Consider the following 20072-nt stretch of genomic DNA (forward strand, 5'->3'; position numbering starts at 1 on the left):
TAGGTTAATATTCCTTGGGGGTTTATTAGGCTTGGGTGAGAATATGAGGGAGATAACTCCAAGGAAGATTATGGAGATGAAGGGAAAAGAAAAAATTGCCATGGTGACAGCTTATGATTATCCTTCAGCACTGATAGCAGATAAAGCGGGAATTGACATTATTTTTATTGGAGATTCCCTCGGCATGGTAGTTTACGGCGAGCCAAATACTTTAAATGTCTCTATGGAGCAGATGATTTACCACACGAGGGCTGTTGCTAAAGCCGTTAAGAGGGCCTTAGTCTTGGCAGATATGCCCTTTATGAGCTATGAAGTGAGCATTGAGGAAGGGCTTAGAAACGCGGCAAGGCTCATTCAGGCAGGTGCTGATGCTGTGAAAATTGAAGGGGGTTATGATCACAAGAAGCTTGTTAAAAGGCTTGTGAGGGCTGGGATTCCAGTAATGGGACACACCGGTTTAACACCCCAACGCTATCTCCGTTTAGGTGGCTACCGCCTGATAGGCGAAACTGAAGAGGAGATCGAGGAAATCCTTAGGGATGCAAAAGCTTTGGAGAAATCGGGGGCATTTGCTGTTGTTCTGGAGTTTGTACTTGCAGATGTGGCAAAACTTGTAACGGAAGAAGTTAAGATACCAACGATTGGAATTGGCTCCGGACCATATGTTGATGGGCAGGTTTTGGTCTGGCATGATCTTTTGGGAATTTATGAAAATGTTCCACCATTTGTCAAAAAATATGCCAACTTGGGAAGCATGATTCAGCTTGCCCTTGAAGAATACAGAACCGATGTGAAGGAGGGCAAGTTCCCAGAACCGAAACACTACTGGGAGTTTTTAGATAAGGAAGAGTTTGAAAAGAAGAAAAAGAGGGCAATTGAAAAACTCATGAGAAACTCATTAGAGTTCTTTGATGACTAACGCCGTTCACTCTTAATTTTTGAAACTCCCAGGGTTCCTATCATTATCAGAATAAAGCCCACAGCATGATACACCGTAAAATTCTCCCCAAGAAGTATTGACAGTCCAATGGCAACGGCTGGTGCTGGTGTTATTATTGCAGTAGCCTTTGAGAGGTTGATGAGTCTTATTGCTGAGTACCACAAAACTTGAGTTAGCGCAATTATCACTCCCTCAACTACAGCAAGTTTTGTAAATTCTAAATCAAGACTTAGAGCCAAAACTAAAAGAATCAGTCCCCCAAATGTGTTTCTGAGGGTAGCTATTAAATATGGGGAGTACTTCAACTGTTTGGCAATTGTGTGTCCGATCTGCCAGAATAATGGTGTTAGCAAAAGCAATACATCCCCTCTCTTAGGCTCTATAAATCTTCCCTGAGTTATTACAAGGACTATCCCCAAAAGAATTATCAGCGAAAGGACAAGCTGCTTTTTAGTTATCCTTTCCCTTAGGAATAGGTATGAAAGGACAAACGAATACAATACCTCACTCCTTGTTATCAGAGATGCATTTATTGCCGTGCTCATTCTGGCGCCATATGAGTACGCAATGTATGCCAAAGCGGTTCCAAAAAGGCCCACAAGAAAAGCTTTATGAAGATGCTCGGGGCTTTCTTTTAGCTCTTTCCATTTGCCTGAGGGCAAAATCATTACCCACAATATCAAAGAGGCAAACAATGCAGAAAACGCTGCAAAGCTGAGAGGGTTAACTGGATTTGATTTAATAACAACTGGTTCAATTCCTACAAGGATTAGTGCGATGAAAGCAAACAGTGTTCCCTTGGCTTCTTGATTCATACGGCTCACCAAAGGATTTGGATTATTCCTGCACAATCCCAATACACTCTAAAGCTTAATTAAAAATGCTTAAAGAGTTTGTGTATGCCTTGATAATTTATGCAGGGGAGAACAAAGTTTTGTTATGGCGCCGGGGCGGGGATTTGAACCCCGGAGGGCTTAACGCCCACGGACTCTCCAGGCCCGCGCCTTCCCTGGCTAGGCTACCCCGGCACTAAAAATAAGAAGAGCAATCATGAGATAAGCTCGATTTCGATTGTTACGTCTTCAGGAACGCGAATCCTCATTATCTGCCTCATAGCCCTCTCATCAGCCTCAATGTCAATAAGCCTTTTGTGAACTCTGAGCTCAAATCTATCAAAGGTTGCAGTTCCCTCACCATCCGGACTTTTCCTTGTTGTTATCCTGATTCTCTTTGTTGGGAGTGGTATAGGACCGCTCATCCTAACTCCTGTTCTCTCTGCAATTTGCTTGATTTGATCAGCTACCTCATTAAGGGACTTTATATTGGTGCTTGCAAGCTTGATTCTTGCTTTTTGCATTTTTGCCACCTCTTAAGAAGCTTCAGTTAAAAGAAAGAACTTAGAAAGAAAGGGCTTCACTCGCCCTTCTGAATGGATATGACCATACCAGCAGCGACTGTTTGACCCATGTCTCTGATAGCGAATCTACCGAGCTGTGGAATCTCCTTAACTGGCTCGATGACCATTGGCTTGGTTGGTCTGAGGATAACGATAGCTGAGTCACCGGTCTTGATGAACTGTGGGTTCTGCTCAACGATGTTACCTGTTCTTGGATCAAGCTTTGCAAGGAGCTGTTCAAATCTAACGGCAACCTGTGTGGTGTGTGCGTGGAGAACTGGTGTGTAACCAACGGTAATGGCTGTTGGGTGGTTGAGGACGATAATCTGAGCCTTGAATGTGTCCTTTGGTCTGACAACTGTTGGAGCCTTGTCTGGGTGTCCAGCGACGTCACCTCTCTTAATGTCGTTCTTGCTGACACCTCTGACGTTGAATCCGATGTTGTCACCTGGAAGAGCCTCTTGGAGTGGCTCGTGGTGCATCTCAATGCTCTTGACTTCACCCTGTATTGGCTTGTGGAAGATTGTACTGGCTGGCTCGAAGATGACTACATCACCGACCTTAAGCTTACCTGTCTCAACTCTACCGACTGGGACTGTACCGACACCCTTAATTGAGTAAACATCCTGGATTGGGATTCTGAGTGGTTTATCGACGGGCTTTGGTGGCTCTGGAATCTGATCAAGTGCCTCGATGAGTGTTGGCCCCTTGTACCATGGCATCTTGTCGCTCTTCTTAACGACATTGTCACCTTCCCATGCTGATGTTGGGATGATTGGGAAGTTCTTGTAGCCGAGCATCTTGAGGAGCTTCTCGACCTGAGCGGCAACTTCTTTGAACCTCTTCTCGTCGTAGTTAACCATATCCATCTTGTTTATACAGACAATTATGTGGTTGATACCAAGTGTTCTTGCAAGGAATGCGTGCTCCTTGGTCTGTGGCATGACACCGTCTGTGGCTGCAACGACGAGAACTGCAGCGTCAGCCTGTGAAGCACCGGTGATCATGTTCTTAACGAAGTCTCTGTGACCTGGAGCGTCAATGATTGTAATGTATCTGTGTGGGGTCTCGAACTTGGTATGAGCGACGTCAATTGTAATACCTCTTTCCCTCTCTTCCTTGAGCCTGTCCATGACCCAAGCGAACTTGAATGACTTACCCTTTTCACCCATCTCCTCGAACTTCTTAATGATCTGCTCTGGAATGTTGGCTGTGTCGAAGAGCAGTCTTCCAATCATGGTGCTCTTACCGTGGTCGACGTGTCCGATAAACACAATATTAACGTGTGGCTTCTCCTTTGCCATTTTTATCCACCTCCAAATTTCTGCCTAACCTTATTGACTGGGATAGGTTTTTAAAGCTTTCTGTAACCTCGGCTCTCTTGAGCGGGAAACCCGCTTTTTGCAAGAGAGCCTCATGAGTCCAAAGGAAGATACAGGAGAGGGTTTAAAAAGTTAACTAATTGCGGTTTTTGCAAAATGGTACTTTCAGAACAAAGAGCATCCAATGTGTATGCTCTAACTCGTTTTGTGTAGAACTCTTTGACTTTTTCTTTTGAAAGCTTCGCCCTTTAGGGTGGGGATGCAGTATTCTTGGGTCTGCCGTTCAAATCACTGAAAGCCTTTTAAGTTTTGGAGTGGTAAGGACTCTGAAAGAGTCCTTTCAGGGATAGCCCTCTTGGAGGGCTTTCACCGTGCCCCTGAAACGGACGCCGACAGGCGTCCTTCGAAAACTGCCCTCTTGGGCAGTTAGAGTTTGAGATACGATAACCCCGAGCCTGTCTGCTCTGGCAGGTAGGGGTAATGGGCCTGAGACCGGGCCTGCAGGCTGAGCCGAAACCGGTGACGGGAGTAGTGATGAGCCCCCAAACCAATGAAGCGCCCTGGAGGAGGGGTTATGACTCCCGAGAGGAACCCTCACCCTTCAGGGCGGGGAGGAGGTCAGATAAACTGTATTGCCGGCTTCATTTCCTTCAATTTTTCACCTCTCAACTTCAAACCAATCCTCAGCTCTCAGTGTTTTCTCCCTCCAGTAGGGAAGTGTAATCTTTGAATATCTAACATTTGGATTGTACGTAACTACCACCCTATATCTGCCCTTCCACGGGAAATACCAGTCCTTTATTTTCCCATCTTCATGTCTTCTGCCCCATGAAAACTCGTAGATACCAACAATTTCCTCACCAGGTTGAAGAACCTTGAGGTTTTCATCCGTTGGAGGCAAGAGCGAGGGTCTTGGGCCAGAATATTTAATCTGGGTTCCATTCTCAAAATAAATCTCGATACTTAGGGAGATCCATCTCATGGGAGCTATCACCCTCACCGGAGCAGCACCAACGTTTTTCAATCTGAGGGTTATGTTGAAAATTTCGTTTGATGTCAAAGCTTTTGGAGAAACACTAACAGAAAGAGACAAATTGCCTTTATATAACATCTTCTGGGTACTGTTTTCTACATTCTCAGAATTCATGATATCTACAGAATCAGAATCTTCGATCCTCTGATTCTTCCCGCCAACAATTAAGAGTACTAAAAGGAGCGTAATAAGAATTACCACCTTTTTCACTTTATCCACCTTGATCTATAAAGATATTCCACCCTCCGTTTATATAAACCTTTTCTGACATAGTTAATGGAAAATAATCCATAACTGTTACAGAAATACCATAGCAAAAATCAAATTGTAAAAAGTCAGAAGAGAAAAAGTCAGAACTGTGGACAGATGTCCTTCTCCGTTGGTGGGTTTGGATCGAGCCCCTTCCTCTGTCTGATCTGCCTAATTATTTGGATAGCAAGTTCCTGGGGAACTCTCTCGAATCCTGCATGTTCAGTGCTCCACAATGCTCTACCACTTGTTGCACTTCTGATTGCTCCAGCAAATCCAAACATCTCAGCAACTGGCGCCTTTGCAATGATGGTCATGACCTCACCTTCCTGCCTCATATCAAGGAGCTGACCTCTTCTCTGGCTGATTTCCCTGCTGACTGGGCCCATGTACTCGTATGGAACGTTGATGATAACTTTCTGGTATGGCTCGTAAAGGACCGGACCAGCTTTCATCATTGCACAGTGAATGGCTGTTCTAATTGCTGGATAAATCTGGGCTGGACCTCTGTGTACGTTGTCCTCGTGGATTTGTGCATCGACTAATCTAACGATAACCTTCATGACCGGCTCTTTTGCAAGTGGCCCCTCATCCATTGCTTGGTGGAAACCATCAATGAGTAAGTCCATAACCTCGTTGAGATACTGGATACCCTTGGTGTTGTCAAGGAATATGTTTCCTCTGTAGACATCAACAATACCTCTGGCGATATCGTAGTCCATTCCGAGCTCAGCAAGCTTCTTCGCAACAGCTTTTCTGTCCTTTGGTCTTCCCTCTGGAATTTCGCCATCTCTAATTGCCTGATAGATGTTGTCTGGCATTGGCTCAACTACAACGTAGAACCTGTTGTGCTTGTTTGGTGACTTGCCTTCAACGATTGGGCTGACCTTTGTGATGCTCTCTCTGTAGACGACAATTGGTTCTGAAACATCAACATCAATGCCCCAGTCTTCTTTGAGCTTGTAGAGCTTGACCTCTAAGTGCAATTCTCCCATACCGCTGAGTAAGTGCTGTCCAGTTTCCTGATCAATCTTAACTTGAAGTGTTGGGTCTTCCTTGGCTAATTGCCTGAGAGCCTCGATGAGTCTGGGCAGGTCTTTAATGTTCTTTGCCTCAATTGCAACTGTAACGACTGGCTCGCTTGTGTAGTGCAGAGCTTCGAACGGTTCAATTGGTTCTTGAGCGACTGTCTCACCAGCCATTGCATCTCTCAAACCAGTTACAGCGACAATGTTGCCTGCTGGAACTGCCTCCATGTTGACCCTCTCTGGACCCATGTAGATACCGACCTGCTGGATTCTGGCTTTCCTCTTTGCAGAGATAAGGTAAACCTCCTGACCAGTCTTAACGGTACCGCTCCAGACTCTGCCTGTTGAAACCTCACCGGCGTGCTTGTCAATGATGATCTTTGTAACAACCATGACCATTTTACCTTTTGGATCACATTTGAGCATTGCCTGACCGACATCGCTGTTGATATCACCGCGCCAGAGGTGTGGAATTCTGTACTTCTGAGCCTCTAACGGGTTTGGCAAATGCCTAACGACCATGTCAAGGACAACAACGTGGAGCGGAGCTTTCTTCCTGAGGGTCTTCAGATCACCTGCATTTGTTAGGTCAATTATTTCCTTAAATGAAACTCCAGTCTTTTTCATGAATGGAACGCTGAGAGCCCAGTTGTAGTAAGCTGAACCGAATGCAACGCTTCCATCGTTAACGTTAACCAGCCACTGTTTCTTGAACTCCTCTGGAGCATATCTCTTGATGAGCCTGTTAACGTCTGTGATTATCTTAACGAATCTCTCCTGCATCTGCTGTGGGGTAAGCTTAAGCTCTCTGATGAGTCTATCAACTTTGTTGATGAAGAGAACGGGCTTAACGTATTCCCTCAAGGCTTGTCTGAGAACTGTTTCAGTCTGTGGCATAACTCCTTCGACAGCGTCAACGACTATGATTGCACCGTCAATTGCTCTCATCGCTCTTGTAACGTCACCACCGAAGTCAACGTGACCGGGAGTGTCAATTAAGTTAATCAGGTACTCCTTTCCCTCGTACTCGTGAACCATTGAAACGTTAGCTGCGTTGATTGTAATTCCCCTCGCCTGCTCCTGCTCATCGAAGTCAAGGACAAGCTGCTTTCCTGCAAGCTCTTCGCTAATCATACCCGCCCCTGCCAGCAGGTTATCACTCAATGTTGTCTTACCGTGGTCAATGTGAGCAGCAATACCCATATTTCTAATTCTCTCGGGCTGAGTCATCAGCTCCTTAATTTTTGCAATCATCTCTTCCCTTCTTCCCATTTACACCACCTTCATGAGCATGTTCATCATTCAGTTAAAAAGTTGGGTTATAAATCTTTCCATAGGGAAGAATAGAGAAAGTTAAGCCATTATTGTTTCCAACTACCCGACTTTTGCTGGGAACTGTAGCGTCATGAATATAGAGAAACCTGTTAAAGGGTTTAACTCTTCAATACATTATCAAAGTCCCAAGTGCCCTCTCAGGTATTTTAAATCCACATCAGCTGTCATATCTATGTTTATTGGGGTCACACTAACTTTTCTCTCGACTTTTACTGCATACATATCAGTCCCTGGCTCAAGCACATCTCTTGGACATTGTGTGCCAACAATCCAGTAATAGGGAGTCCCTTTTGGGTCTATTCTCTCCTCTACTGACGGCTGGTACATCCTCCTTGCTAAGCGCGTGATCTCTATTGGAGTGCTTTCATCTGCATCATAGGGAATGTTAACGTTGAGCATATCAACGCCCTTTGGAAGCCCCTTTTCAAGAACTGCTTTCGCAATCTTTTTCAGAAATAACTTTGCCATTGTAAAGTCTATCTCTTCCCCTGCACCGAATTTGTACTTCTCTCTGTTCACTTCTAAACTTATCGCAATGCTTGGAATTCCGTGGGTTGCTGCTTCAATTGCAGCACTTGCAGTTCCGGAGATTGTGATTTCAGTACTCATGTTTTCTCCCAAGTTAATCCCGCTAATTGCTAAATCAAAACTTCCAAATCGAGCCAGTGCAAATATTACACAGTCAACGGGCATTCCATCTAAGGCATAAGCCGCTTTTACTCCATTTATCGTTACACGTTTCGCTCTCAGAGGTCTGTGCAGAGTCATTGCCCTTCCGCTTGCACTCCTCTGAAACATTGGTGCAACGACATAAACATCTCCAAGTCCTCTAAGTGCCTCAATTGCGGCTCTTATCCCTCTTGAGTAAATACCATCGTCGTTTGTTATGAGTATCTTTGGCATGGATTAATCTTGTCAAATCAACTTATAAATTTGTGGTAGAAAAATAAAAACTGTTCAGACTATTACTGAGTTCTGCTTGGATGGCAACTCTTCTGGAAGAGAGAAGTAAGCCACAATTTCAAGGATTCTCGCTACAAAAATTATCAATAGCCCAATGAGTATTATTGCAGTCAGAGCTCCTATGAAATAGAGTAATCCTGTCGTTTTAAAGAGATCTACATCTGTATGTTCAGCTATCAGCTCATAGCTTTTCTTGAGGTAGTAAGAACCAAGCGAAAACATAATCCAGAAAATTACAAAGCCCACAAGAATGCTCCCTATGATTGCCATTATTGCTCCAAAATTCTGCATTTCATGCTCAAATGCTCTTGGACCGCCCATTGCTATTATCGATGTTCCAAGAACTGCTATGATGGCGATTATTAACGCAAGAAACGCACCGATCTGGAGAATGAATGAGATGAGGTAGTTCTTGAAAATTGCTTCATCGCCGGTTTCATTCGAAATTTCTTTCACAGCTAAGAGAATAAGTACAATGCCGACTATGCTTAGGGCACTGCCCAGCCTTGGAACTACACCACCTACTAATGCTAAAATCGCGCCAATTCCTCCATACATCTTGGCTTGACTCAGTGTCATGACGATCACCTGGATAAATTACTAAATTTGTAGATATAATCTTTTCTCTTTTTTAAGTTGAAAATAATCACAGCAACTTTAAAAACCCAAGCCTCGATGCCTTGGTAGGTGAGAAAATGAGTTATTGGACAAGTGAAGACAACGTTGCTGGAAGAAAAGGGGTTGCATTGTTCATAATCCTACCAACTATTGGTTGCTATCGTTACAGAATAGGGCAAGCCTGCTACATGTGCTCATATCCTGCATCTGCACCAAAGATGCCGTGGAATCAGGAGGAAATAGTTGAATATGTGAAAAAGGCTCTTAAAAAAATTGAAGATAAAGAGAGAGTTGCCGTGAGAATCTTTACTTCTGGTTCATTTCTTGACGACGGTGAGCTTAAACCAGAGACGAGAAAAAAGATTTTCAAACTTTTGGCTGGGTATGATAATATCAAGGAAATTGTGATTGAATCAAGATCGGAGCTTGTGAGATACAATGCCGTTAAGGAACTTGCAGATATTGCCGAAGACAGGCACTTTGAAATTGCAATTGGGCTTGAGACCGCAAACAATGATATAGCGGATGTATGTATAAACAAGGGCAATACTTTTGAACAATTTGTCAATGCCAGTGAAGAAATAAGAAGTGCTGGTGCGAAGGTTAAAACATATCTCCTCCTAAAGCCAATTTTCTTAAGCGAGAGAGACGGGATTGAAGATGTAAAAGAGAGCATAAAAAAAGCCGCCCCTTATACTGATACATTTTCCATAAACATCACAAACATACAAAAGGGTACAGTTTATGAAAGACTCTGGGAAAAACGGGAATACAGACCTCCTTGGCTGTGGAGTGTTGTCAAAATATTAAAATGGGCAAAAATGACATTTCCGGAAAAAAGAATCCTCAGCGATCCAGTAGGAGCCGGCTCAAAAAGAGGCCCTCATAATTGCGGGAAGTGTGATAAGATGATTGCCGATGCAATAAGGAAGTTTTCAACAACCCAAGAACTCAAATATCTTGAGAATCTCGAGCATGAATGCATAGCGGAGTGGGAATATATAGTTCAGGAGGGGCTCTTAGACTGGCAGTTACTCACTTATTAAACTTCACCATGTTTTTACATTTGTAAACATAATTTATGGCAAAATCTTCTAAAAAAGTGTTCATTTGCATTGTCAAAACTGTTGAATAAACTCTTGAAACTCTCTTTTTAATGCACAAAGATATGTAATCTTTACTTTGGGCGATATCACACTTTTGGTTTTCGAAAGCTTTAAATGTTTTACATACGTAAAAACTTTGAGCAATTTGCAGGTGATGATTATGGCAGATGTCGAAATTAAGACGGAGGGCTATCTCACCATAGGAAAAACTGACCAGGTGGAAATTGACGTCGATACTTTTCTTTGCAAAGGCTGCGGGATCTGTGTTGAACTTTGCCCAAGAAAAGTCTTTGAATGGAGCAAAGAGCTGAGCGAAAAAGGTGTTCATTATCCTGTTCCAGTTCACGCTGATAAATGCGTTAAATGCAAGCTCTGTGAACTCTTGTGTCCAGATTTCGCCATAGCCGTTAGGTGGTAGCTATGATTATTCAGGGTGATGAACCAGAGCAGATTAGACTTTTAAGAAAGCTTTACCCTAAGGGAAACTATTTCATGCAAGGTGATGAGGCAATAGCGTATGGAGCGATCTTTGCAGGCTGTAGATTCTATGCGGGCTATCCAATAACACCAGCAAGTGAAATTGCCGAGACAATGGCAAGAGAATTGCCAAAAGTTAAGGGTTACTACATCCAAATGGAGGATGAGATTGGGAGTATTGCTGCTATCATTGGTGCTTCTTGGACAGGTTTAAAATCAATGACTGCTACAAGTGGTCCGGGATTCAGCCTGATGCAGGAAAATCTGGGCTATGCTATTATGACTGAAACTCCAATAGTTGTAGTTGACGTCCAGAGAAGCGGCCCGTCAACTGGACAAGCAACAAAAGGCGCCCAGGGGGACTTTTTCCAAGCAAGATGGGGAACTCATGGGGACCATCCAATTGTTGCTATTTCACCAATAAGCGTTGAAGACTCGTTCTGGGAAACGATAAGAGCATTTAACATATCCGAAAAGCTTAGGATTCCGGTTATTCTGCTTGCTGATGGTATAATTGGGCATACAAGAGAGCAGATAAGAATTCCAGATCCGGAGGAAGTTGAGATAGTTTACAGAAAGCTCCCCAAAGATGAGGAAGAGGCTAAATATCCATTTGGTGATGTTGATGGTTCTCTTGTTCCGCCGATGCCTCTCTTTGGTCACGGTTACTTCACTCATGTAACAGGCTCAACTCACAAAGAGACAGGTTTGAGGGATGTTTACACTCCAGAGGTTCACATAAAACTTGTAAACCGCTTGCACAAGAAGATTGAGAAGCACGAAAAGGAGATAGAAAAGTGGGAAGAGTATTTCACCGATGATATGGAAATCCTCGTAATAAGCTGGGGAGTTTCAGCTCGTCCCTCTCTTGGTGCTGTTCTCAAGGCAAGAGAGGAGGGCATAAAAGTTGGGCTCTTCATTCCAAAGACCGTACATCCGTTCCCAGGTAAAAAGGTTAAGGATCTTGCAAAGAAGGTCAGAGCAATTATCGTCCCAGAGATGAACCTTGGGCAGCTGATCCTTGAAGTGCAGCGCTATGTGAACGATGACGTAATTCTAAAAGGGGTTAACAAGATCGGTGGAATTCCTTTAACGGTTGAAGAAATTCTCCGCGAGATAAGGGGTGTGTGAGATGGCTAAGGAGATTTACACCAAATATAAAATGGCAAAATATCTGAGAAAAGAGGCTTTGCCGACAGCTTTATGCCCCGGCTGTGGTGGTGGCACTGTTCTCAATGCCTTTGCAAATGCAATTGACCAGCTCAAGATTGACCCAAGGGATTTGGTTGTTGTGAGTGGAATTGGTTGTTCAGCCTGGATTGCGTCACCGTACTTCTTAGCTGACACCCTTCACACAACCCACGGAAGGGCAATAGCCTTTGCAACAGGTGTTAAGGTTGGTCTGCCAGACAAAAAGGTCGTCGTGATTAGCGGAGATGGCGATTTAGCTGGAATTGGTGGAAATCATCTCATCCACGCGGCGAGAAGAAATATTGACATAACAGTCATCTTGGTGAACAACTTCATTTACGGAATGACTGGCGGTCAAGTGGCTCCAACAACACCTTTTGGTGCCAAAACGACAACAACACCCTACAGAAACATAGAGCATCCTTTGAACATAGCCGAAGTTGTGGCTGAAGCTGGAGCGAGTTATGTTGCAAGGTGGACAACTGCTCACGTTTACCAGCTCATTGAGAGCATAAAGAGAGCTCTCCAAGTGAAGGGCTTCTCACTTGTTGAGGTCATCTCACAGTGTCCAGTTCAGTTTGGAAGGAGGAATAAGATGAAAGAACCGGCTGAGATGCTCAGATGGTTCCTCAGGAACTCCATACCAATAAGCAAGGCAAAGAACATGAGCAAGGAAGAATTAGAAGGAAAATTTGTAATCGGGGAATTTGTTAACAGACAAAGGCCAGAATTCACGGAAGAGCTTAACAAACTGATTGATGAAGTTGCCGAGCACTTTGGTCTGGGTGATGAAGATGCAGATTAGACTTGCCGGTATAGGTGGGCAGGGTGTTGTTTTGGCAGGTGTAATCTTGGGTGAAGCCGCTGCAATTGAAGGACTAAATGTTGTTCAGACTCAGGATTACAGCTCAGCTTCAAGAGGTGGACACTCAATAGCTGATGTTATCATTTCAAAGGAACCAATCTACGACTTGATTGTCACTAAGGCTGATGTTCTTGTGGCTTTGGCTCAGCTTGGCTATGATACTACAAAAGACTCACTTAGAAAAGATGGGCTTTTAATAATTGACACGGATTTAGTTAAGCCGGATAGAGAGTTTATTGGGGCTCCTTTTACAAGATTGGCGGAGGAAAAAACAGGGCTGGCCTTGACAGTCAATATGGTAGCTCTTGGTTATTTGGTTGCCAAAACTGGAGTTGTTAAGAAAGAGAGTGTTGAAGAGGCTATAAGGAGGAGAGTTCCAAAAGGAACCGAAGATATTAATTTGAAAGCCTTTAGGGTTGGTTATGAGGAGGGATCAAGATGAAATATCCATTTCCCGTTGGCAAAAGTGATTTTATACAAGGTGATGAAGCTATAGCAAGGGCTGCAATTTTAGCGGGGTGTAGATTTTATGCAGGTTATCCAATAACTCCAGCAAGCGAGATTTTTGAAGCAATGGCTCTCTACATGCCCCTTGTCGATGGTGTATCTATTCAAATGGAAGATGAATTAGCAAGCATTGCTGCTATTATTGGTGCCTCATGGGTTGGAGCTAAAGCTATGACTGCCACAAGTGGTCCAGGATTTAGTTTGATGATGGAAAACTTGGGTTATGCCATTATGACTGAAACACCTATAGTTGTTGTTGACGTTCAGAGGAGTGGCCCCTCGACGGGGCAGCCCACTTTAGCAGCTCAAGGTGATGTTATGCAGGCAATTTGGGGAACTCACGGAGACCACAGCTTAATAGTGTTAACCCCTGCAACCGTTCAGGAAGCTTTTGATATGACCATTAGGGCATTCAACTTGGCTGAAAAGTACAGAACACCTGTTATTCTTCTTACAGATGCTGAAGTTGGACACATGCGTGAAAAAGTTGACATACCAAATCCAGAAGATATAGAACTCATTTACCGCAAGTTACCCGCAAATGAAGAGGAAGCAAAGTATCCATTTGGTGATATTCACGGTGATTTAATACCTCCAATGCCAATCTTTGGAAAAGGATACCGCACCTATGTTACTGGACTTACCCATGATGAGAAAGGAAGACCAAAGACAGTAGATGCGGAAATTCACCGCAAGCTTATTGAAAGAATTGTAAACAAGATTGAAAAGAACAAAAAAGATATCATCGATTATGAAACTTTTGATCTTGATGATGCTGAAGTAGCAATAATAAGCTATGGAATCGTTGCTCGTTCTGCAATTAGGGCTGTAAAGATGCTCCGCAGTGAGGGAATTAAGGCAGGCTTGCTTAAGCTCAACGTTGTATGGCCTTTTGACTTTGAGATGATCGAAAAGATAGCAGAGCAGGTAAATGCAATTTACGTTCCGGAGATGAACCTCGGGCAGGTGTACCATCTTGTCAAAGAAGGAGCAAATGGAAAAGCGAGAGTTGAGCTTATTCCGAAGATTGGTGGAGAAGTTCATACACCTCAGGAGATTGTTAAAGCCGTTAAGAGGTGTGAGAAATGTATCTGAAGCTCAGCTATGAAATTAGGGACAAATATCTAAGAAAGGACATGCTCCCAACGATTTTCTGTCCTGGCTGTGGTATTGGTTCAGTTTTACAATACACACTGAGGGCAATCGATGAGCTCGGTTGGAGTAAAGATGATGTAGTTTGGGTGAGCGGAATTGGATGTTCGTCAAGAGTTCCAGGATTTGTGGACTTTGATGGTCTGCACACAACTCACGGAAGAGCTTTAGCCTTTGCCACTGGAATAAAGATGGCAAATCCAGATTTGAAGGTCATAGCATTTATGGGAGATGGAGACACAGCAGCAATTGGCGGAAACCACTTCATTCATGCAATCAGGAGAAATTTGGATGTCACTGTAATACTCATCAACAACTTCACATATGGAATGACGGGAGGACAAGTAGCGCCAACTACACTTAAAGGACTTAGAGGAACCACGGCACCATACGGAAGCTTTGAAAATCCATTTGACATTGCTGAACTTGCTGTTGCCGCTGGGGCAAACTATGTCGCAAGATGGACTGTCTTTAACTATCTTCAGGGTATAAACAGCATAAAGAAAGCTTTACAAAAGAAAGGTTTCAGCTTAGTTGAGTTCCTTTCACCCTGCCCAATCAGCTTCGGAAGGAGAAACAGAATGAAAACTGCCCCCGAGCTGATAAAGTGGTACAACAAGATTACAGTGCCAATAAGCAAAGCAAAGAACATGAGCCCAGAGGAGCTTAAAGGTAAGATTATTATTGGTGAGTTTGTTGACAGGGACAGGCCGAGCTTGGATGAGGAATACGAAGCGTACAAGAAAAGGGCAAAGAAGATGATGGGGTGGGAAGAATGAGGAAAGAAGTCCTCATCAGCGGTTTTGGTGGTCAGGGTGTCATCTTGGCAAGTGTAATTCTCGGGAGAGCTGCAGCAGTTTATGAAGGTCTTTACGCTGTTCAAACTCAGTCTTATGGTCCCGAGTCAAGAGGTGGGGCAAGCAAGGCTGAAGTTGTTATAAGTGATGAACCAATTGACTATCCAAAAACTTTACGTCCAGATTATGCAGTTTTCTTATCACAAGAAGCCTACCAAAAATACCTCACTCATCTAAAGGAAAATGCCATATTAATCATCGAGAAGGATTTGATACCACACAGAAATGAAGAAGTCGAGAAAAAATTGAAGCTCAAAGTTTATGCTTTGCCACTTACTAAAATTGCTGAAGAAACAACAGGACTGAGCTTAACGATGAACATTTTGGCATTGGGATTATTTGTTGCATTAACTGAAATTGTAAGCAGAGAAGCAATAGAAAAAGCTGTCTTGGATGCTGTTCCAAAAGGAACAGAGCAGATAAACCTGAAAGCTCTCCACAAGGGGTTTGAGCTTGGAGAAAAAGCTCTAAAAGGCGAGCTTTAATTTTCTGTTTTTTCTTAAGTTTTTGTCCCACGGAAACTTTATCAACCATGACTTTTAATTATTGAACATGCTAATCAACGAAACTAAGAACAAGATGTGGCACGGAAAAGTCAAATTGGCGGACACTTTTTTTAAAAGGTTTAAAGGTTTAATGCTTACTCCTAATGTCAATTATGCCCTTGTGTTCATTCTGCCAGCCGAAACAAGGGCAAATGCTTCAATACATATGTTTTTCATGCTTCAGAGCATTGATGTTATATTTCTAAACTCGGCAAGAGAGGTTGTAGATTTCAAAAAAGCCAAGCCATGGCGTGTTTACATCCCCAGGGAAGCTGCAAAATACATTATTGAGGGACCCCACGGAATTATCAAAGCTCTTGATGTGGCAATAGGAGATAAACTAAGCTGGATAGTGGAGGATGAAAAGGAAAAAGCTGTACCCTCACCAAGCAATGTTATTAATGGAGTGTCATTTAAGAAAATTAACGGAACGATAAGCTTAGCTGAGCCGAAGCCAAAGCTTAAAGAGCCGTGATGTTTATGGAGTTTTTAGAGTGCATTAAAAAGCGGATCATCCAGGATGATGAGCTCAAAAATGAGCTTTATTCCCTAATCCTCTATGGTTCATTTGTAAGGGGAGATTTTCTCGAAAATGTAAGCGATTTGGACTTTTTTGCAGTAATAATAAAAGATGAGTCAATTATTCCAAAGCTTAGGCAAGTCTTGGAGGATTGCACCAAAGAAATCAATGCCGTTGAAGTTGACTTAGCGTGGGAATATCTGGAGAATATAAGCGATCCACTGAGAAGAGGAGTTCCTTTCAAGTTTTTGACCATCTATCAAGAAGATTTTCTTGAAAATCACATCGTCGTTTACGGCAAGGATATAGCTAATATCCTACCAAAATATAAATTTGAGAATCTTTTGAGCTGGAGAATAGAGCGAATTTTAAAGCTGATCGAGAGATCTAAGAGGAATCCAAAGCTGATGCATATATTAGCTGGAGAAACCGCAAGACTTTTAGCCCTAATTAATGGAGCAAAAAGCCTCAGGAAGAAGGATATTGTAAATGCTCTTGAGAAAATTCGGGATGAAGAAGCTCTCGAGGTATACAGAGCTTACCTGAATGGGAGAAAGCTCAAGTTCGATGAAGGATTCCTGACGAGGTTTATAGAAGCAAGGATTGATAGGATTAAAAAGATCCTTTAGGCCTCTTCCCTTAGAGCAATTGACATTTTACGTTAGAACACCCTAAAGTCAATAGCGATGTTATATTGGTAGGGGGCATAAGGTCTAACCTTCCTTCTTTCCAAGAATTTGACTTTCTTCCCGAGCTCTCTCGCAACAGTCTTGATTTTTTCCTCATGTTTCCCAAACAAGTCATCTTCATGAGAAAACCCATAATAGTGAATTATTCCTCCGCTCTTTACACTCAGCATAGCCTCTCTTAAAAATTCATGTGCGAACTTTGGAAGGTTCATGATGACTCTATCGGCTTTAATCTGACCAGCAACTTTTCTGACGTCTCCCAAGATTGGAATTACATTGGGCGTTTTATTCAGTCTCTTATTTTCTTCTAAATATTTTACCGCCCAGGGATTTATGTCGCATGCAAAGACGAGCCTAACTTTTTTTGCAAGCAAAATTGAATAAGGACCAACACCAGCAAACATATCGAAAACTATTTCTCCTTCTTTAGCTTTTTTAAAGATTCTCATTCTTTCTGTTGCTAAGCGAGGGGAGAAATAAACCTTTGCAACATCCAGCTTAAGCTTTATTCCATTTTCTCTATGCAATGTCTCTGTCCTCTTTTCCCCCGCTAAATGGATGAGCTGTCTAATCCTAAACTCTCCAGAAACTGCGCTTCCTTTTGCGAAAACAGCTTTTATATGCTTGTGAACTTTTAAAATTGCCTCTCCAATTTGTTTCCCATACTCCATAAGTTCCTCTGAGAGTTCAATTACTGCTATATCTCCAATTATATCAAAGGAAGAGGGAAGAAGAGATCTTAGATAGTCAGGAACATCTACAACTTCCCGATAGCTGTGAGGTCTCTTTTCAATTGGTTCAAATTCTGTCTCAACGATTTCAAATCCTTCAACTCTCTCTTTTATGGGAAAAATTAGAAAATCCCCCTCTCGCTTAACTTTGTAGTTTTTATCCAGAACATCAAGCTCGATAAGCTTTCTTCTTACTTTTTCACCTTCATGTTTATGAACTCTAATTCCAAGCATTTTTCATCAAATTCAGAAGGGAAGTGCAAATTTAAAAGAATTGTGAACGAAAACTTTTTAAATGGACTTAGGGCTTAAGATATTGGACGCCCCGGTGGTGTAGCCCGGTCAAACATGCGGGCCTTTCGAGCCCGCGCCCCGGGTTCAAATCCCGGCCGGGGCACCAGAACTCTTTTGCTTGCTTCTGTCCTTTCGGAAATATTAATAAAAACACGAAAGCAAAATTTTACTTTACAAAGAATTCTGCAAGAAGATCTATGTACTCCTCATTTACACCACTTAAGTATTTGCTTACTTTTTCTCCCGTTTGATTTCTGTCTTTTCCAGCGAGAATTATCACAATTTGCTTTTCTGTCCAAACATTTCTTTTAATGAATATTCCTTGCTCCCCTTTGATAATCTTCTCCTGCTCTTCTAAGCTTAGTGCTTGTTGTACATATTTTCCTACTCCATCGTATGCTTTTGGGCCCCCAAGGATTATTATAAATCTCGAGCTCTTGAGCTTCCCAAACTCCTGAGGTTTTGCTCTAATAACCATTACTCCAAAGCTTTCTAAGGATTTCTTGAGTTCTTTTCCTTTTATCTCCCAATCAATGTCATTTGCAAGTATGACTGTTTGTACAATTGGGGCAAATGTCTTAATGGGTCTAAATTCCGAGCTCCATTCGATCAAGTCTTTCAAAACTTTGAACTCTTTCCTCCCGCCAGCTTCAATTTCAAAGGAAACATATGCACTCCTGAATCCGTCTCCTCTATGGTTCTGATCTCTTGTTATTATTGCTCCCATGTAGTCAGTTGAAAGCGCCACTATGTCAACGATATCGGGATTTATTGCTTTCAGCAATCTAATTCTTTCGATAATCTCCTGAGATGCAGTTAAATTGAGCGTTTTAAAACCAACAGGAATTGAAATTTTGTCGTCTAAGATTTTTGAATCAATGATTTTGTCAATCAGTGTGAAATCCAGTGCAGATACGCTTTTTAGATAATTTGAATTCCCAAAAAGCTCCTCTTGAAGTTCGGCAAACTCCTTAATGTCATCTTTAACATCAAGCTTTAAACTCCGAATCCTATCTTTTGCAAACTTTAAGCTTTTAGGAGGCAGCAAATATTGCCATCCAAAAGCAGTTCTTGTCTCATTTGTGAATTCAAGAAGTGAAGTACTCTTAATGATTTCTCTGTTCTTTATTCCGATCTTGGCAGATGAAGGTATAAACGGCAAAATTGAGGGTATCTCTGATAAGTAAGACTTTCCCAATTCAACTGCTTTCAGCTTTACCTCCTCGATGAAGGGTAAAAGCTCAAGTCCCAAAGCTGTTGCTATACTGCCGTTTTTGTACGCTTCAAATCCTCCAATATGTTTACTCGAACCTAACTTTATGAGTTTGTTTTTAAATACAGTCCCATCATACAAAGTACCGTGAGTCACTATCAGTCCAGCATTGTTTATTCTAAGATATCTGAGAAGCTTGTCTATGTCCTTCCTTGAAATTTCCCACTCTTTCATCCACAAATTAGATAAAATAATCACATCTGGCTTGAACTCCTCTAATGCAGAAGACAGTTCATTGGAAGTTATCACTGCAATGTTGTATTCATCAGCAAGATATTGCCAGCTGTGGAAACTCAGGAAATCGGAGTGCTTACCAAAAGGTCTGAGCAGGGAGAGGACATCTTTGTAGTCACTCATGTTATAATGATATCTTTCAAAGGAGAGATTGACCATCAAATCCAAATCCTTGAGATTTTGAACCATTCCCCAAAGTTTTAGGGAAGGATCAACTATAAGTATCTTTTTGCCCCCGGGATTCGGAACAAAATATATCCCTACAGGACTTTCGACAATGTTTCCCTCTTTGTCCTCAATAACTGCCTTGAATTCGACTAAACTTCCCGGAGGTTGGGGAGGTATAGTTGCCTTTCCATAAAATGTCGTGAAATTGAATTTCTGGGTTAAGAACCTACTTGTTATTATGTTATACATAGTCTCATTTTCGTTTACCGTAGCTTCTGAAGCATAGAGCCACTTCCAATTTCCTCTGTTTACCCTATAGTAAATTCCCATCTTTACAATTCCAACGTCATCTATACCGTAAAGATAAACTGTATAGGAAGTATTTGGGGAAACAGTAAGGAATTTTGGATAAAGATTCCCAACAATTATAACTGGGGGACGTGGATTTTTTACAAGAGCAACAACCTCAGCATGGGTAGGAGGCAAGGCAGTCAATATCATTATCATCAACAAAAATAATGAGATATGTATCCTCCTCATTTTTCACCACCAATACTATTGTTTAGACTTCATGGTATT

At 42.4% G+C, this 20072-nt stretch carries 20 protein-coding genes and 2 tRNA genes; 12 read left to right on the forward strand and 10 right to left on the reverse strand.

Features of this window, described 5'->3' with window-relative positions; all coding sequences use genetic code 11:
* Window positions 1-43: 43 nt before the first annotated feature.
* Window positions 44-919, forward strand: a complete 876-nt coding sequence (gene panB / locus TERMP_RS02990) for a 3-methyl-2-oxobutanoate hydroxymethyltransferase (protein WP_013466876.1) — start codon at window positions 44-46, stop codon at window positions 917-919.
* Here panB and TERMP_RS02995 read toward each other — a convergent pair.
* The 8 genes from TERMP_RS02995 to TERMP_RS03030 all read right to left on the reverse strand — a co-directional run bounded on the left by TERMP_RS02995 (window position 916) and on the right by TERMP_RS03030 (window position 8845).
* Window positions 916-1755, reverse strand: a complete 840-nt coding sequence (locus TERMP_RS02995; RefSeq protein WP_013466877.1) for a DMT family transporter — start codon at window positions 1753-1755, stop codon at window positions 916-918. The two genes, panB and TERMP_RS02995, sit on opposite strands and share 4 nt — an antisense overlap.
* Window positions 1756-1880: 125 nt before the next feature.
* Window positions 1881-1968 (reverse strand) — tRNA-Ser (locus tag TERMP_RS03000).
* A gap of 20 nt (window positions 1969-1988) precedes the next feature.
* Complete coding sequence (gene rpsJ, locus TERMP_RS03005) at window positions 1989-2297, reverse strand: 30S ribosomal protein S10 (protein ID WP_013466878.1); 309 nt, start codon at window positions 2295-2297, stop codon at window positions 1989-1991.
* A 56-nt stretch (window positions 2298-2353) separates the two neighbouring features.
* Entirely contained in the window at window positions 2354-3640 is a 1287-nt protein-coding gene (gene tuf / locus TERMP_RS03010) for a translation elongation factor EF-1 subunit alpha (protein ID WP_013466879.1), read from the reverse strand.
* Between the two features lie 676 nt (window positions 3641-4316).
* Window positions 4317-4901, reverse strand: a complete 585-nt coding sequence (locus TERMP_RS11245; RefSeq protein WP_052296223.1) for a hypothetical protein — start codon at window positions 4899-4901, stop codon at window positions 4317-4319.
* 140 nt (window positions 4902-5041) lie between these two features.
* Window positions 5042-7240, reverse strand: coding sequence for an elongation factor EF-2 (locus TERMP_RS03020; protein ID WP_013466881.1), 2199 nt, complete (start codon window positions 7238-7240; stop codon window positions 5042-5044).
* Between the two features lie 180 nt (window positions 7241-7420).
* Window positions 7421-8206, reverse strand: coding sequence for a 5'/3'-nucleotidase SurE (gene surE / locus TERMP_RS03025; protein WP_013466882.1), 786 nt, complete (start codon window positions 8204-8206; stop codon window positions 7421-7423).
* Window positions 8207-8260: 54 nt separating this feature from the next.
* Window positions 8261-8845 (reverse strand): DUF996 domain-containing protein, encoded by a 585-nt coding sequence (locus TERMP_RS03030; protein ID WP_013466883.1) that lies wholly within the window; start codon window positions 8843-8845, stop codon window positions 8261-8263.
* A 116-nt stretch (window positions 8846-8961) separates the two neighbouring features.
* Between TERMP_RS03030 and TERMP_RS03035 the strand changes: the two genes are divergently transcribed.
* From TERMP_RS03035 to TERMP_RS03080, 10 genes are all read left to right on the forward strand, one after another.
* Window positions 8962-9930: an archaeosine biosynthesis radical SAM protein RaSEA gene (locus TERMP_RS03035; protein ID WP_013466884.1), complete on the forward strand. Its 969-nt coding sequence runs from the start codon at window positions 8962-8964 to the stop codon at window positions 9928-9930.
* A gap of 220 nt (window positions 9931-10150) precedes the next feature.
* Window positions 10151-10408, forward strand: coding sequence for a 2-oxoglutarate ferredoxin oxidoreductase subunit delta (locus TERMP_RS03040; RefSeq protein ID WP_013466885.1), 258 nt, complete (start codon window positions 10151-10153; stop codon window positions 10406-10408).
* A 2-nt stretch (window positions 10409-10410) separates the two neighbouring features.
* Entirely contained in the window at window positions 10411-11598 is a 1188-nt protein-coding gene (locus tag TERMP_RS03045; protein ID WP_013466886.1) for a 2-oxoacid:acceptor oxidoreductase subunit alpha, read from the forward strand.
* Window position 11599: 1 nt separating this feature from the next.
* Entirely contained in the window at window positions 11600-12463 is an 864-nt protein-coding gene (locus TERMP_RS03050) for a 2-oxoacid:ferredoxin oxidoreductase subunit beta (RefSeq protein WP_013466887.1), read from the forward strand.
* A complete protein-coding gene (locus tag TERMP_RS03055) occupies window positions 12453-12965 on the forward strand; it encodes a 2-oxoacid:ferredoxin oxidoreductase subunit gamma (protein WP_013466888.1) in 513 nt (170 codons plus the stop codon). The genes TERMP_RS03050 and TERMP_RS03055 overlap by 11 nt, the downstream gene beginning before the upstream one ends.
* Window positions 12962-14125, forward strand: a complete 1164-nt coding sequence (locus TERMP_RS03060; RefSeq protein ID WP_013466889.1) for a 2-oxoacid:acceptor oxidoreductase subunit alpha — start codon at window positions 12962-12964, stop codon at window positions 14123-14125. Before TERMP_RS03055 ends, TERMP_RS03060 begins: the two co-directional genes overlap by 4 nt.
* On the forward strand, window positions 14116-14961 hold the full coding sequence (locus TERMP_RS03065) for a 2-oxoacid:ferredoxin oxidoreductase subunit beta (protein WP_013466890.1): 846 nt from the start codon (window positions 14116-14118) through the stop codon (window positions 14959-14961). Before TERMP_RS03060 ends, TERMP_RS03065 begins: the two co-directional genes overlap by 10 nt.
* Window positions 14958-15524 carry a 2-oxoacid:ferredoxin oxidoreductase subunit gamma gene (locus tag TERMP_RS03070; protein ID WP_013466891.1) on the forward strand — a complete coding sequence of 189 codons (567 nt, stop codon included), beginning with the start codon at window positions 14958-14960 and terminating at the stop codon, window positions 15522-15524. The genes TERMP_RS03065 and TERMP_RS03070 overlap by 4 nt, the downstream gene beginning before the upstream one ends.
* Window positions 15525-15591: 67 nt before the next feature.
* A complete protein-coding gene (locus tag TERMP_RS03075; RefSeq protein ID WP_048159738.1) occupies window positions 15592-16059 on the forward strand; it encodes a DUF192 domain-containing protein in 468 nt (155 codons plus the stop codon).
* Window positions 16059-16733, forward strand: coding sequence for a nucleotidyltransferase domain-containing protein (locus tag TERMP_RS03080; RefSeq protein WP_048159739.1), 675 nt, complete (start codon window positions 16059-16061; stop codon window positions 16731-16733). Before TERMP_RS03075 ends, TERMP_RS03080 begins: the two co-directional genes overlap by 1 nt.
* Window positions 16734-16765: 32 nt before the next feature.
* Here TERMP_RS03080 and trm5b read toward each other — a convergent pair whose 3' ends face one another.
* On the reverse strand, window positions 16766-17758 hold the full coding sequence (gene trm5b / locus TERMP_RS03085) for a tRNA (guanine(37)-N1)-methyltransferase Trm5b (protein ID WP_013466894.1): 993 nt from the start codon (window positions 17756-17758) through the stop codon (window positions 16766-16768).
* Window positions 17759-17846: 88 nt separating this feature from the next.
* Here trm5b and TERMP_RS03090 point away from each other — a divergent pair.
* Window positions 17847-17924: transfer RNA gene (locus TERMP_RS03090), tRNA-Glu, on the forward strand.
* A 60-nt stretch (window positions 17925-17984) separates the two neighbouring features.
* On the opposite strand, the gene TERMP_RS03095 is transcribed toward TERMP_RS03090, so the two are convergent.
* Entirely contained in the window at window positions 17985-20033 is a 2049-nt protein-coding gene (locus TERMP_RS03095) for a hypothetical protein (RefSeq protein WP_013466895.1), read from the reverse strand.
* Between the last annotated feature and the right edge of the window lie 39 nt (window positions 20034-20072).

The sequence above is a fragment of the Thermococcus barophilus MP genome (assembly GCF_000151105.2).
In the GTDB taxonomy this organism is placed as follows: domain Archaea; phylum Methanobacteriota_B; class Thermococci; order Thermococcales; family Thermococcaceae; genus Thermococcus_B; species Thermococcus_B barophilus.

Bases quoted from the DNA above. Each gene is read 5' to 3' on its own strand.
- panB (WP_013466876.1), top strand. From the start codon at position 44: ATGAGGGAGATAACTCCAAGGAAGATTATGGAGATGAAGGGAAAAGAA.
- TERMP_RS02995 (WP_013466877.1), bottom strand. From the start codon at position 1,755: ATGAATCAAGAAGCCAAGGGAACACTGTTTGCTTTCATCGCACTAATC.
- rpsJ (WP_013466878.1), bottom strand. From the start codon at position 2,297: ATGCAAAAAGCAAGAATCAAGCTTGCAAGCACCAATATAAAGTCCCTT.
- tuf (WP_013466879.1), bottom strand. From the start codon at position 3,640: ATGGCAAAGGAGAAGCCACACGTTAATATTGTGTTTATCGGACACGTC.
- TERMP_RS03020 (WP_013466881.1), bottom strand. From the start codon at position 7,240: ATGGGAAGAAGGGAAGAGATGATTGCAAAAATTAAGGAGCTGATGACT.
- surE (WP_013466882.1), bottom strand. From the start codon at position 8,206: ATGCCAAAGATACTCATAACAAACGACGATGGTATTTACTCAAGAGGG.
- TERMP_RS03030 (WP_013466883.1), bottom strand. From the start codon at position 8,845: ATGACACTGAGTCAAGCCAAGATGTATGGAGGAATTGGCGCGATTTTA.
- TERMP_RS03035 (WP_013466884.1), top strand. From the start codon at position 8,962: ATGAGTTATTGGACAAGTGAAGACAACGTTGCTGGAAGAAAAGGGGTT.
- TERMP_RS03040 (WP_013466885.1), top strand. From the start codon at position 10,151: ATGGCAGATGTCGAAATTAAGACGGAGGGCTATCTCACCATAGGAAAA.
- TERMP_RS03045 (WP_013466886.1), top strand. From the start codon at position 10,411: ATGATTATTCAGGGTGATGAACCAGAGCAGATTAGACTTTTAAGAAAG.
- TERMP_RS03050 (WP_013466887.1), top strand. From the start codon at position 11,600: ATGGCTAAGGAGATTTACACCAAATATAAAATGGCAAAATATCTGAGA.
- TERMP_RS03055 (WP_013466888.1), top strand. From the start codon at position 12,453: ATGCAGATTAGACTTGCCGGTATAGGTGGGCAGGGTGTTGTTTTGGCA.
- TERMP_RS03060 (WP_013466889.1), top strand. From the start codon at position 12,962: ATGAAATATCCATTTCCCGTTGGCAAAAGTGATTTTATACAAGGTGAT.
- TERMP_RS03065 (WP_013466890.1), top strand. From the start codon at position 14,116: ATGTATCTGAAGCTCAGCTATGAAATTAGGGACAAATATCTAAGAAAG.
- TERMP_RS03070 (WP_013466891.1), top strand. From the start codon at position 14,958: ATGAGGAAAGAAGTCCTCATCAGCGGTTTTGGTGGTCAGGGTGTCATC.
- TERMP_RS03075 (WP_048159738.1), top strand. From the start codon at position 15,592: ATGCTAATCAACGAAACTAAGAACAAGATGTGGCACGGAAAAGTCAAA.
- TERMP_RS03080 (WP_048159739.1), top strand. From the start codon at position 16,059: ATGTTTATGGAGTTTTTAGAGTGCATTAAAAAGCGGATCATCCAGGAT.
- trm5b (WP_013466894.1), bottom strand. From the start codon at position 17,758: ATGCTTGGAATTAGAGTTCATAAACATGAAGGTGAAAAAGTAAGAAGA.
- TERMP_RS03095 (WP_013466895.1), bottom strand. From the start codon at position 20,033: ATGAGGAGGATACATATCTCATTATTTTTGTTGATGATAATGATATTG.